This window comes from Bradyrhizobium sp. B097 (assembly GCF_038957035.1).
Classification (GTDB): Bacteria; Pseudomonadota; Alphaproteobacteria; order Rhizobiales; family Xanthobacteraceae; genus Bradyrhizobium.
Genome location: NZ_CP152412.1, coordinates 7,669,663 through 7,682,211, shown reverse-complemented (window position 1 = coordinate 7,682,211; position 12,549 = coordinate 7,669,663). Strand labels below are relative to the sequence as shown.

The 12,549-nt window shown below is 61.7% G+C and carries 12 protein-coding genes; 7 read left to right on the top strand and 5 right to left on the bottom strand.

Annotated elements, in window-relative coordinates; genetic code table 11:
• Positions 1-124: 124 nt before the first annotated feature.
• On the top strand, positions 125-2,380 hold the full coding sequence (locus AAFG07_RS35250; protein ID WP_342729335.1) for a heavy metal translocating P-type ATPase: 2,256 nt from the start codon (positions 125-127) through the stop codon (positions 2,378-2,380).
• A 137-nt stretch (positions 2,381-2,517) separates the two neighbouring features.
• On the opposite strand, the gene AAFG07_RS35245 is transcribed toward AAFG07_RS35250, so the two are convergent.
• The 3 genes from AAFG07_RS35245 to trxB form a co-directional block, all read right to left on the bottom strand.
• Complete coding sequence (locus tag AAFG07_RS35245; RefSeq protein ID WP_342724275.1) at positions 2,518-3,432, bottom strand: 4-hydroxy-tetrahydrodipicolinate synthase; 915 nt, start codon at positions 3,430-3,432, stop codon at positions 2,518-2,520.
• A gap of 519 nt (positions 3,433-3,951) precedes the next feature.
• Complete coding sequence (locus AAFG07_RS35240) at positions 3,952-4,872, bottom strand: LysR family transcriptional regulator (RefSeq protein WP_029081982.1); 921 nt, start codon at positions 4,870-4,872, stop codon at positions 3,952-3,954.
• Between the two features lie 2 nt (positions 4,873-4,874).
• Positions 4,875-5,840, bottom strand: a complete 966-nt coding sequence (gene trxB / locus AAFG07_RS35235) for a thioredoxin-disulfide reductase (RefSeq protein WP_342724273.1) — start codon at positions 5,838-5,840, stop codon at positions 4,875-4,877.
• Between the two features lie 283 nt (positions 5,841-6,123).
• Here trxB and AAFG07_RS35230 point away from each other — a divergent pair, with 283 nt between their 5' ends.
• On the top strand, positions 6,124-6,603 hold the full coding sequence (locus AAFG07_RS35230) for an Lrp/AsnC family transcriptional regulator (protein ID WP_029081984.1): 480 nt from the start codon (positions 6,124-6,126) through the stop codon (positions 6,601-6,603).
• A 71-nt stretch (positions 6,604-6,674) separates the two neighbouring features.
• Here AAFG07_RS35230 and AAFG07_RS35225 read toward each other — a convergent pair whose 3' ends face one another.
• Positions 6,675-7,874, bottom strand: a complete 1,200-nt coding sequence (locus tag AAFG07_RS35225; RefSeq protein WP_342724272.1) for a hypothetical protein — start codon at positions 7,872-7,874, stop codon at positions 6,675-6,677.
• Positions 7,875-8,275: 401 nt separating this feature from the next.
• Here AAFG07_RS35225 and AAFG07_RS35220 point away from each other — a divergent pair, with 401 nt between their 5' ends.
• The 5 genes from AAFG07_RS35220 to AAFG07_RS35200 all read left to right on the top strand — a co-directional run bounded on the left by AAFG07_RS35220 (position 8,276) and on the right by AAFG07_RS35200 (position 11,595).
• A complete protein-coding gene (locus AAFG07_RS35220) occupies positions 8,276-8,989 on the top strand; it encodes a thioesterase domain-containing protein (protein ID WP_342724270.1) in 714 nt (237 codons plus the stop codon).
• Positions 8,990-9,111: 122 nt separating this feature from the next.
• The gene (locus tag AAFG07_RS35215; protein ID WP_342724269.1) at positions 9,112-9,654 is read left to right on the top strand and encodes a GDSL-type esterase/lipase family protein; all 543 of its coding nucleotides are present in this window, start codon (positions 9,112-9,114) and stop codon (positions 9,652-9,654) included.
• Between the two features lie 180 nt (positions 9,655-9,834).
• Positions 9,835-10,419 carry a protein-S-isoprenylcysteine O-methyltransferase gene (locus AAFG07_RS35210; protein ID WP_342724268.1) on the top strand — a complete coding sequence of 195 codons (585 nt, stop codon included), beginning with the start codon at positions 9,835-9,837 and terminating at the stop codon, positions 10,417-10,419.
• A 188-nt stretch (positions 10,420-10,607) separates the two neighbouring features.
• Positions 10,608-10,802, top strand: coding sequence for a hypothetical protein (locus tag AAFG07_RS35205; RefSeq protein ID WP_342724267.1), 195 nt, complete (start codon positions 10,608-10,610; stop codon positions 10,800-10,802).
• Between the two features lie 88 nt (positions 10,803-10,890).
• Positions 10,891-11,595: a hypothetical protein gene (locus AAFG07_RS35200; protein WP_342724266.1), complete on the top strand. Its 705-nt coding sequence runs from the start codon at positions 10,891-10,893 to the stop codon at positions 11,593-11,595.
• Positions 11,596-12,039: 444 nt separating this feature from the next.
• Here AAFG07_RS35200 and AAFG07_RS35195 read toward each other — a convergent pair whose 3' ends face one another.
• Positions 12,040-12,444: a DoxX family protein gene (locus AAFG07_RS35195; protein WP_212313370.1), complete on the bottom strand. Its 405-nt coding sequence runs from the start codon at positions 12,442-12,444 to the stop codon at positions 12,040-12,042.
• Positions 12,445-12,549 lie beyond the last annotated feature (105 nt).

The following is a 12,549-nucleotide window of genomic DNA, read 5'->3' as shown; positions in this document are numbered from 1 at the left end:
GCACGACCATTCGCACGCGGATCATCACCATCATGGCGCGGCCGCGCATTCCTGCTGCGGCGGCAAGCATGGACACGACACGACGCCGGCCGAGGCGACGTTTGCGATCGATCCGGTCTGCGGCATGAAGGTCAACCCGGCGACCGCCAAGCACCGCTTCAGCTACCAGGGCGAGGAGTATCTGTTCTGCAGCGGCCGCTGCCGCGAGCGTTTCGAGGCCGAGCCGGACAAGTACCTCAAGCCGCGCGAGGCGGAGCCGCCAATGCCGACCGGCACGATCTACACCTGCCCGATGCATCCTGAGGTGCGCCAGGTCGGTCCCGGCAGCTGCCCGATCTGCGGCATGGCGCTGGAGCCGGAGCAGATATCGCTCGACGACGGGCCGGATCCCGAACTGATCGATATGGTCAGGCGGTTCTGGATCGCGCTCGCGCTCACACTGCCGGTGTTCGTGCTCGAGATGGGCAGCCATCTCGGGCTGATGCATCTGGTGCCGCAGACCTGGTCGAACTGGATTTCGTTCGTGCTGGCGACACCGGTCGTGCTGTGGGCCGGCGCGCCGTTCTTCGTGCGCGGCTGGCAGTCGGTGGTCACGCGCAACCTCAACATGTTCACGCTGATCGCCATGGGCGTCGGCGTCGCCTATCTCTACAGCGTCGTCGCGACGCTGGCGCCGCAGCTGTTCCCGCCGGCGTTCCGCGACATGCATGGCGCGGTCGCGGTGTATTTCGAGGCGGCGGCCGTGATCACGGTGCTGGTGCTGCTCGGCCAGGTGCTCGAATTGCGCGCTCGTGCCCAGACCTCGGGCGCGATCCGCGCGTTGCTCGGTCTCGCGCCCAAGACCGCGCGGCGCATTACCGAACATGGTGACGAGGACATCGACATCGACGCGATCAAGGTCGGTGACCGCCTGCGCGTGCGCCCCGGCGAGAAGGTGCCGGTCGATGGCGTCGTCATCGAGGGCAGCGCCGTCATCGATGAATCCATGGTCACGGGTGAATCGATGCCAGTCACGAAGGCGGAAGGCGAGAAGGTGATCGGCGGCACCGTCAACCAGAGCGGTGGCCTCGTGATGCGCGCCGAGAAGGTCGGCCGCGACACCATGCTGGCGCGGATCGTCGACATGGTGGCGAAAGCGCAGCGCTCGCGCGCGCCGATCCAGCGGCTAGCCGACCGCGTCGCCGGCTGGTTCGTGCCGGCGGTGATCGCGGCTGCCGTGCTCGCCTTCATCGCCTGGACGGTGTTCGGTCCGGAACCGCGCCTGACCTTTGCGCTGGTCGCCGCGGTTACGGTGCTGATCATCGCCTGCCCGTGCGCGCTGGGACTGGCAACGCCGATGTCGATCATGGTCGGTGTCGGCCGCGGCGCGCATTCCGGCATCCTGATCCGCGACGCGCAGGCGCTGGAGCGGATGGAAGCGATCGACACGCTGGTCATCGACAAGACCGGCACGCTCACCGAGGGCAAGCCGAAGGTCGTGCGCATCATCGCGGCCGAAGGGTTCGACGAGAATGACGTGCTGCGCCTTGCCGCCAGTGTCGAGCAGGGCAGCGAGCATCCGCTGGCGCAGGCGATCATCGCGTCCGCCAGGGAGCGCAAGCTGGCATCGGCCGCCGTCAGCAATTTTGCCTCGCCCTCCGGCAAGGGCGCGACCGGAACGGTCGAAGGCAAGCAGGTTGCGCTCGGCAATGCGGTGCTGATGGGCGAGTTGAAGATCGTAACGTCAACGCTGGACCAGGCCGCCGAGGCCGCGCGGCGCGACGGCGCGACGGCGATCTACGTCGCGGTCGATGGGCGCGTCGCCGGCGTGATCGCGATCGCCGATCCGGTCAAGCTGTCGGCGGCGAATGCGCTGCAGGCGCTGCGCACTGCGGGCCTGCGCATCGTGATGCTGACCGGCGACAATGAGACCACGGCGCGCGCGGTGGCGAAGACGCTCGGCATCGACGAGGTCGAGGCCGGCGTGCTGCCGGAGCGCAAGAGCGAGGTCGTGCAGCGGCTGCGCGGCGAGGGCCGCACCGTCGCGATGGCGGGCGATGGCGTCAACGATGCGCCGGCGCTCGCTGCGGCCGATGTCGGCATCGCGATGGGCGGTGGCACCGATGTCGCGATCGAGAGCGCCGGCATCACGCTGCTCACCGGCGACCTGATGGGCCTCGTCCGGGCGCGGCGATTGTCGGTCGCAACCATGCGCAACATCCGCCAGAACCTGGCGTTCGCCTTCGTCTACAACGCCGCCGGCGTGCCGATCGCGGCCGGCGTGCTGTATCCGCTGTTCGGCATCCTGCTGTCGCCAATGCTCGGCGCCGCCGCGATGGCGCTGTCCTCGGTCAGCGTGATCGGCAACGCGCTGCGGCTGTCGCGGGTGAAACTGGACTGAGCAACAGTGCCTCGTCCCGCAAACGCGGAGCGAGGCAGTGCCACTGCATAGCCCGGATGAAGCGAAGCGAAATCCGGGGCGGTTCTACCGTGTGCGCGACTCCCGGATTTCGCTGCGCTGCATCCGGGCTACAAGAGTCACGCCGGCAGCAGCAGCTGCGCGCGCCGCTCCATCTCGGCGTCGAGCCAGGTTGCGAGATCCTCGCTCACCTCGACCATCGGCAGCCGCACCTCGGGGCTGTCGATCAGCCCCTGCCTCCACAGCCAGTGCTTGGCCGGCGCGGGGCTCGGTTCGGCGAACAACAGCCGGGTCAGGCCGACGACGCTCTGCCAGGCGGCGAGTGCCACGTCGCGCTTGCCCTGCCGCAGCAGCGTGCGGATCGAAGCGAAGGTGTTGGTTTCCAGATGCGCGGACAGCAGGATCGCGCCGTCGGCGCCGTCCGAGAGCGCATCGAATGTCTGCGCGTCCTCACCGGTCAGCACGCGGAAGCCGGCGGGCCTGCGGTTGAGGAAGTCGATCGACTGCGCGCGGTCGGCTGAACAATCCTTCATGCCGGCGATGTTGGGATGTTCCGCGAGCGTCAGCAGCGTCTCATTGGTCAGGTTCACCGCCGTGCGATAGGGAATGTTGTAGAGCACGACCGGCCATGACGCGTGATCGGCCAGCGCGTTGAAGTGCTGCACGAGCCCGCGTTGCGAGGGCCTGATGTAATAGGGGCTCGCGATCAAATAGCCGTTGATCGGCCAGTCGGCCGTATCATCGAGCGCATCCTTCATGCGGGCTGTCGAGGCGCCGGAGAGCCCCAGACAGACCGGCAAATGGCGGGAGTTGGCACTGAGCTCGTCGAGCACGATGCTCACCAGGCCCTCCAGCTCATCGGTGCTGAGCGCCATGCCTTCACCGGAGGTTGCACCGAGGATGAACCCGTCGACGGGGCCGCTGGCATAGTGCCGCACGAGGCGGCGTAGCGAGGTGACGTCAAGTTCGCCGTCGCGAAACGGCGTGATCAGGGGCAGCCAAAGGCCCTGCAATTGCTGGTGAAGCTCAGTCATGTTCCATCTCCTTGAGAAGGCAAAGCCGGAGACGGGACCAACAAAAAACCCCGTCCAAGCGGCGGGGTTGCGGGATCGGTTGAATGCGAAGGTGATCTTATCGCGCGCGATCTCGTGTCCCCGGGAGGGGAGCTTTTTTCGACGACAGAACGGCGCACGAAGTCGTGATCATTGGATAATGATGCTGCGCTGCGAGGTTGTTGTCAATCCACATGCTGACCGTGACGTGCGGCACGTTGGGCGTGACATGCGTATGAAAAAAAGCCGGGCTCGATGAGCCCGGCTTAAGGTATTGGCCACGTGAGGCCGACACAATCACCTTCCAAGAGGGATTACTGAACTTCCGCGCCACTGGAGGAGGGGGACATATGCGCGACGCGACCGCTCAGCGTGTAGACACTATGATCCCCATCAACGCCCTGCAGCAACTATCCAGGTCGCATGTCAGTCATGCGGAGATTCAGGGGCCTCTTGGGGCAGCGCGGAAAGCCCATAACCAAGCCCATAAGGGCGGCTTAATCAGGACGGCCAGCGCTGCGCCTTGCTGACCACGAAGTCGCGGAACACCTGCACCCGGGCCACCGTTTTCAGCTCTTCCGGATAGACGAAGTAGGTGTCGAGCGCGATCGAGTCGGACTCGCCGAACAGCTGCACGAGGTTGTTCTGTTCGACCAGATAGTCCGGCAGCGCAGCGATGCCGAGGCCCTGCTGGCAGGCGCGCACCAGGCCAAGGATGTTGTTGACCTTGAAGTAGGGTTCGCGCGGACCGGAGCCGTTGCGGCCGGCATCGATCAGCCAGCTGCGGTTCTGCAGATGCGGCGGCACCTGCGAGTCGCCGAGCATGATGATGCGGTGCGAGTCGAGATCATCAAGCGTCCGCGGCGTGCCGAAACGCTTGATGTATTCCGGCGAGCAATAGGCATGGAAGCCGATCGAGAACAGCTTGCGCTGGATCAGGTCCGGCTGGGTCGGCTTGCGGGTGCGGATCGCCACGTCGGCCTCGCGCATCGACAGGTCGAGATCCTCGTCGGTGACGATCAGCGAGATCCGGATGTCTGGATAGAGCGCGACGAACTCGTCGAGCCGCGGGATCAGCCAGTTGATGCCGAGCGCCGGCGGCGTCGTGATCTTGAGATCGCCGCTCGGCCGCTCGCGGCTGTCGGTGAGCTTTGCGCGCGCCGCCTGCAGCTGCATGAACACGTCATGCGCGGTGCGGAACAGCAGGTCGCCCTGCTCGGTGAGGATCAGGCCGCGGGCATGGCGGTGAAACAGCGAGACCGAGAGCTCCTGCTCCAGCGCGCTGACCTGGCGGGAGACCGCCGATTGCGACAGGCCGAGCTGCTCGCCGGCATGCGTGAAGCTGCCAGCCTCCGCCGCCGCGTGAAAGACCTTCAGCTTGTCCCAATCCATATCCGTAAATCCGTCGCGAGAGCGTGCCATGATTATTCCGCCGCTGCGCGATCGCTCGCGCGAAGAGCAATGAAGCGTTCCGCCTCGAGCGCCGCCATGCAGCCGAGGCCCGCGGCGGTGACCGCCTGCCGAAAGGTTTCATCCGCCACATCGCCGGCGGCGAACAGGCCGGGCATCGAGGTCGCCGTGGAGTTCGGCGCCACCTCGACGTAGCCCGACGGTTTCAGCTTGATCTGGCCTTTGACGAGCTCCGTCGCCGGCGCATGGCCGATCGCGATGAAGACGCCGTCGGTCTTGAGGTCGGTCAGCGCGCCTGTCTTGACGTTCTTGAGCCGCACATGGGTGACCTTGTTCGGGTTCTCCGATCCGCAGATCTCGTCGATCGCGGAGTCCCACACGACCTTGATCTTGGGATGCTTGAACAGCCGCTCCTGCAGGATGCGCTCGGCGCGGAAATGATCGCGGCGATGCACGATGGTGACCTGCGAGGCATGATTGGTCAGGTACAGCGCTTCCTCGACCGCGGTGTTGCCGCCGCCGACCACCACGACTTCCTTTCCGCGGTAGAAGAAGCCGTCGCAGGTCGCGCAGGCCGACACGCCGCCGCCCTGGAATTTCTCTTCCGAGGGCAGCCCGAGCCAGCGCGCCTGGGCGCCGGTCGCGAGGATGACCGTCTCGGCGAGATAGACGTCGCCGGAATCGCAGGTCAGACGAAACGGGCGGTGGCCGAGCTCCAGCTTGTTAACGAGGTCGGTGACGATCTTGGTGCCGACATGGGCCGCCTGCTTCTCCATCTGCTCCATCAGCCAGGGGCCCTGGATCACATCGGCGAAGCCGGGGTAGTTCTCGACGTCGGTGGTGATGGTGAGCTGCCCGCCCGGCTGAATGCCCTGGATCAGGATCGGTTCGAGCATCGCGCGCGCCGCGTAGATCGCTGCGGTGTAACCGGCGGGGCCGGACCCGATGATGACGACCTTGGCATGGGTAGGCGCGGGCATTGTGAGATCCCTCTGTTTTGGGGATTTTGATCAAGGACTTGTGCGGGAAGCGCCCCGGAAACGCGTCACGGCGGCGCCAAAAGTGTCAAATCCAAGTCTAGGATATCTGGGAAGCTATGCAAGATTTGCAATCCATGGCAGCGATTTTTCCCCGGAACTGAAGTCACATTCGCGAAATCGTGCGCTGCACGCGCAATAAAATTGCGCAATGGAGGCTGGCTGCGCTATGAGAGTTGCCGGCAGACCTGCCAAACCTTCCGAACCCTGAGGGAACCCAAGTCGCGTGTCGAAGAACCTTGACGAGATCGACCTCAAAATCCTCGCCGAGATCCAGGCCGATGGCCGAATCACCAATGTGGAACTCGCCAAACGCGTCGGGATCTCGCCACCGCCCTGCCTGCGCAGGGTCCGGGCGCTGGAGGAGGAGGGCTACATCCAGGGCTACCGCGGCCTGCTTGATCCGCGCCGCCTCGGCTACGACGTCACGGTGTTCGCCTCGGTGCATCTGTCGAGCCAGGCCGACGCCGATCTCCGCGCGTTCGAGAATTTCGTGCGCGCCGAGCCCTTGGTGCGGGAATGCTGGATGCTGTCGGGCGAAGTCGATTTCATCCTCAAATGCGTCGCCCCCGACATGGCCACGTTCCAGGATTTCGTCACCCACCTGACGGCCGCGCCGCATGTGCGCAACGTGAGGACGTCGCTGGTGCTGCACAATTCGAAATACGAGGCGGCAGTGCCGTTGGGGCTGAAGGCGGCGGGGTAGCGCGCCGTGGCGCGTCATTTCGGGCGATGCGCCGGCATCCGATGTTTGAGCTGGAGTGAAGAGGCACCTCGTCAACTTCCGGCAGTCATCACCGAACCGTTTGCCTCAAATAGTCCAACTGCCCCGGATGATGAGGTCGCGACGTCGAACTCGAGCGGTCCGCAAGTAATCATGCAAAAGTCGTAAACCGAACGCTGATCGTTTCCCATCAAGAACTGATAGTGGATCTGCATGAAGTCGAATCGATGACGTCTGAAGCGGATCGGACTTATCATTGAATGTATTTGGACACGCCGAATCTTGGGGTGCTCTCCTGAATAGTCCCGGCTTGTACGTTTCAGCGTGACGGGGTCGAAGCGATAGAAGCTGATCGCGTCATCTCGTGCCTGGTATTCGACCCAGTCGATGGCAGACGTTCCGGCCACAAGTTGTGCCGCTTCCCGAATTTGGCCGCCCATCGGATGCAATGCGAATTTGGGAATAGTGGCGCCCACTGTGAGAATGCACAGCTTCGGTCCGCGCGTTTCAAGCAGGGGATCCAATTTCAGAGCGCGCGCGACCGCCGCTATTGCGAGTGCGGCGCCAAGAGAATGGCCAACAATGAGAATTTCATCAACTTTTGCAGCCTGAGCTCTCTTTGCGATCAGCCCCGCAAAATCGTCGAGTCGCGCATCAAGTTCGCTTCTGCGCCCGTAAAGGAACTTGTGGGAGAAAATGGCGTCATCGAGAATGTGGTTTATGCGACGCTTCGGTCCGATCCAGAGTACAACGCTGACGAAGATGGCAAGCGACAGAAAAATGCCAAGCAGCAGCTCCACCCAAAGTGGAGCGTGTAAGGGCCCGATCACCAGATACGATAGCCCAACGCTGCACAATGCGATCAGCAGCAAACAACAATATGGAAAGACGAAAAAGAGGGCGTACTTCCAGCTCGCGGTCGCATATCTGAACAGTGTTCCCGTTATGATGGAGTCGAACAGCGCTTTCGCGGACTGTACGAGACGAGGCACCAGCCCGACTTTCGAATCGCACCGAATGAGATCATCCCAGCGCAGCATCTCGAAGGTAATGCTGGTTTTCCAGTTTGGACCCCACGCCTCCACGTTGCATGAAGCATCGATTGCAGATGTGTTCGAGATTTCCGACAGCCGTGAAGAAGCGCCCCAAATCCTATCGAAGCTCGAGAGCGACCGGCGCAGGCGTTCGACCTGCTGTTCCGGAGTAATGGGATCGTAACCGCCAACGTGGAAGACGTGCCGTCGTCGAATCATCTAGCAACTCGAAATCTGCATGGACATTGGGTGCCACTCATCCTGAAAAATTGAAACGCATCGGCACTTTACTCCGGAACCCTTGCAACGTTGATTCGCAATCCTTGCTGAACTGACATGGATGATGGGGGGCCACCCTATCAAATTACCACTCCGCCGCGATCGTCGCACTCATTGAGATTGGCTTCGATCAAAAAGTGCAGAGGACAGGCCGCGATGGGAGCCAATTGACGCCGGACGTGGTGAAGGGGGCGCCGCCCGAATCGCTCTTTCCAGTGTGGCAAATCCGCGACAGCAAACAATTGCGCGCCTCAACATGTGTTTCAAAATTCGTTCTTGATTGTCACGATTCCCAAGTTTGCGCTAATGCGACTGGGTTTTAGGTCGGCGAGGATCCCGAAATGGAAAGATTACGTTACAGCGCGGCGATGGTATGCGCCGTCCTGACAGTCCTTTTTGCAAGCAGCTTGTATTCGAACAGCGGGGCTCAGGCGCGTCCCGGAATTGCGATTGCACTCAGATCGACGGGTCCGCAGGCTCGATTGCATTCCTCCGCGACGCACGTCTATCTGTTCCGCGGACTGTTGAACGTTTTTTCCTTGGGCATGGACGACCTTGCCGCCCAGCTGCGCGCGGCCGGCATCGCCGCGGACGTCGCCAACCACGCCCAGTGGAGAGGCGTTGCCGACGAAATTATTGCAAAATATAGAGCGGGCCAGCGCGGACCTGTCGTACTGGTCGGGCACTCTCTTGGTGCGGATGCCGTGATGTCGATGGCAGAGTACCTCGGCCAAATGGGCGTGCCGGTCGCTTTGGTTGTCCCGTTCGACGGCACATCGCCTCATGCGGCGACGGCGAATGTCGCAAGGGTTCTGAATCTGTACAAGCATGAAAGCGATCGAATAAGTCGCGGCCCCGGCTTCCGCGGCGAGCTTACAAACTTTAAGGTTAGCGATGTCAACGTCGACCACTTCAACATCGATAAGAGCGCGGCGTTGCATAGCCTGGTGATACGAAAGATCAAGGCAATCGGACCCGCTGTCGCGCGCCCACGACAACGCCAGAATCCTTCGAACTCGGATTTGCCTGCGGCCGGAGCTTCAACCAATTCCTAGCGTGACGCCCGAAAGACTGCTGAAGTGTGGGGATTGACACCGCATGTAAGGCTTTGGGTCCGTCTCTGTCGGGGGGCGGTGATCGTATTGTTCTCTCTAGCACTTCAGGCCGGAGGCAGTCGGTGACGCCGTTCAGAAAATGCTCGGTCGCTGTGGCCCTGTGTATCCTGGCGACCGTGTGCGCGGCCTTTACAAGGCCGATTCATATCGTGGCGGTTGGCGCAAGCAACACGCAAGGCTGGTACGTTGGGAAGCAGGGCGCCTACCCCGCCAAGCTAGAAGCCCTGCTGAGGGAGAAGGGCATCAATGCGAGCGTCGTCAATGCCGGCGTTCCCTTCGATACCACGGCTGGCATGCTCAAGCGCCTTGATAGCGACGTGCCAAAGGGAACCGACATCGCCATTTTGCAGCCTGGAGGCAATGACAGGCGTTTCCTTGTCGCGAAGGAGCAGCGGGCGGCCAACATCGCGGCGATGGAGCGGCGGTTGCGTGATCGCGCCATCAAAGTGATCGTGTACGACGAAGAGATTCCTCCGCACTATTACGCTTTTGACTTCATCCACCTGACGGCTGACGGTCATGCCTTCATAGCGTCGCAGTTGCTCCCGCGCGTGTTGGCGATGATAGACCGGAAAGCCATCGTGACGCCGCCGCGGGCGAGATAGAAAAGGCTTCGCCGTCGCAAGTTGCCAACTTATCGGTGGAATCGACCCGCAAGCCTTGTATGATTGCTACATGTTGGTCCGCAGACCTGTTTCGGTCAAATCTCAGACGCTCGCTCAAGACGGCGCCCTTTCGATGGTCGGCAAGGTTGGCGCGCCAGCGAAGTTAGCGCTTGGTCCACGATGACGCCTGGTATTGCCAAGTTCGTGTTTGTGGTGATGGCGGTCGGCTGGTATCTGATCCGCTACAGGTACGCGCGCCGTGCTCGCCGTGAAAAAGTCCTGCGGAGCGCCCGGGGCCCTCGCGAGAGCGCCCTGCTGCTGATATCGCTGACGGGTCTCGGCATAGTGCCATTCGTCTACGTTGTAACGGCCATACCTCATTTCGCATCGTACGACTTCCGGCCAGCGCAAGCCTGGCTGGGCGTCTTCGTTGCGATCGCGGCGCTGGTCATGTTCCGGCTGACCCATCGCGCTCTTGGCCGGAATTGGTCGGTAAGTCTCGACGTGCGGGAGAATCACCGCCTGATCACAGACGGGATCTACCAGAAAATTCGGCACCCCATGTATTCCGCATTCTGGCTTTGGGCTGCTGCTCAGGCGTTGCTCTTGCCGGATTTGGTCGCCGGTTTTGCTGGCCTGATCGGATTTGGGACGTTGTTTTTCGGCCGGATTGCCAGGGAAGAAAAGATGATGCTGGAAACGTTCGGCGACGAGTATCGCGAGTATATGGCACGGACCGGACGCATCATACCGAGGCTGTTCTGAGCCGGTTGTACGAGGTGGGTCTCGCCCGCCTCTACATTGGGACCCACGCAAGGCAACCAGCCGTGTCGTTTTTGTCACATCCGGCAAGGAAATGCCGCGCGAGTGCAATCTTCGGCACAGCGTTAATTGCGGCGTAGCCGTCAGAGGGTATGGTGTTCAGACTCAAGCTATCCATCTCGGAGATCACGATGTTGAAATTTCTGGTTGTTGGAGTTGCTGCATTCGGTTTTATGGCCGCTGCCAGCGCAGCCGACCTTCCTCGTCCGCAGCCGGTCGCCGAACAGGCTCCGATTGGCAAGATGCCGATCGGCAAATATCCGGTTGGCAAGTACCCGGTCGGCAAGACCCCGGTTGGAAAAGCTCCGATCGTAACGAAGGGTTAACTCGAGGATCGCCCCGACAACGCGCTCCTTCAGCAATTGCTGAAGGTGATGTTCTGGGGTGATATCTTGCCCTTGTGAGGGTCTGAAGGTGCCGGAATCGAATCGGAAACGGAGCGGCCTGCGGCTGCTCGGCGGAATTGGTATCGTTCTGGCTTCCATGACTTTGGAAGCCGGCATCGGTTATGCGCAGCAATTGGCTGCGCAAACGGATCAAGCCCCGCTGCAGCAGGACAAACCGCGTAAGCCGTCGTCAAGGTCGGTTGTGGCGGCAGCCGTTGCTGGACCGAGTGCTTCCGTTTCCGGAGCCGGCGTGAAGCCGGTTCGAAGGTCTACGGCCAAAGGGCCGTATTACGTGGACTTTCGTGCGCGCACGGCAGCTTCTTATGGGCATGCGTTTGTCTGGTACGGCAAGACAAGCGAGAAGCTGGTTGAAGTTGCGGGGCTGCACCCGGCGGGCGACGTCCTGCCTTACGTGCTTGGCCACCTTATGTGGGTGCCCTCCGAGACGGGAGCAAGCTACGGCGATCTTGACGTCCAGTATTTGACGGCCAGCTATCGCGTGTACCTGAGTGAGGCCGACGCGAAGAAAGTCTTTGCCTACATCAAGGAGCTTCAGGCGAGTTCGCCTGTTTGGAACGCGGAAACGACCAACTGCACGGCTTTTATCGGTCGCATCGCCAGCTTCATGGGTTTGAAGGCGCCGTTCCATTTGCTGAAGCCTGAGGAATACGTAAACCAGTTGAGAGACATGAACGGGGGGCGCCAAACGGTGCAACTCGCTTCGGATCGTTAGTTTTCCCGCCAAGGACCACCTAGCGGCTGCACTTGGGCAAAGCCGCTATCGGGAACGATTCCGAGCTTTCTTCAGATGAAGGGGCAGATGGTTGCATTGGCATCCAATGCGGATCGGTGCGGAATACAAGTTCGAGCCCACCAAAACGTTATCTAAACTGGCGCTGATGTTGGACTTTCGCGCAAAGCAGCCAGAAACTGCGAGCAGCAACTGACCTTCAGTATGTAGCGGGCTTCAGATGCCTTTTTTGGACCGCCAGGAAGATCGTCCGCCGGACCGCGCCTCTTCCATCTTTGCAACGCTCTTCGAGTTTGTCCCATCGCGCTCGGACGGCGCCCCCAGGCTCTCTGACTATCCTTGCATTGCTCGACGGATCTTGCCGTTGTCCGTTGTGGCGCAACCGTGACGGACCCGTCCCGATTGAACGGGACGGGCTCAGCGTTGTTACTTCTTGCCCATAGCGGCGTCGACGCTGATCGGGCCGGGACCCGAGGTCGCGAGGTAGAGGCAGGCGAAGCAGAACAGGATCGCCGCGGTGCCGTTGTTGAGCAGCGGCAGCAACACCGGCTCGGCCGGGTTCTTCAACATGTGACCGAGGAAATAAGCGAACGCCATCTCGCCCGACAGGATGAACGCGGCCAGCCGCGAGAACAGGCCGAGCATCAACAGCGCGCCGAGCACCAGTTCAAGCCAGCCCGCAGCCTGGATCAACGGCGGGATATTGGCGAAGTAGGCGAGCACGGGAAACTTGAAGATTTTCGCGACGCCGTACTGAAACAGCAGCAGTCCAGTGATGAACCGGAACAAGCTCAGCGCCGTCGGCTGCCATTTGGAAAACATCTGGTCCATTGTCATTAACCCCCTGTTTGACACGCTGGAACATTGCACGATGCAGAAACACACGGTGTCCGCCACCCGAGTGTGATGTCAACACCTTGCACCTGGAATCATTCC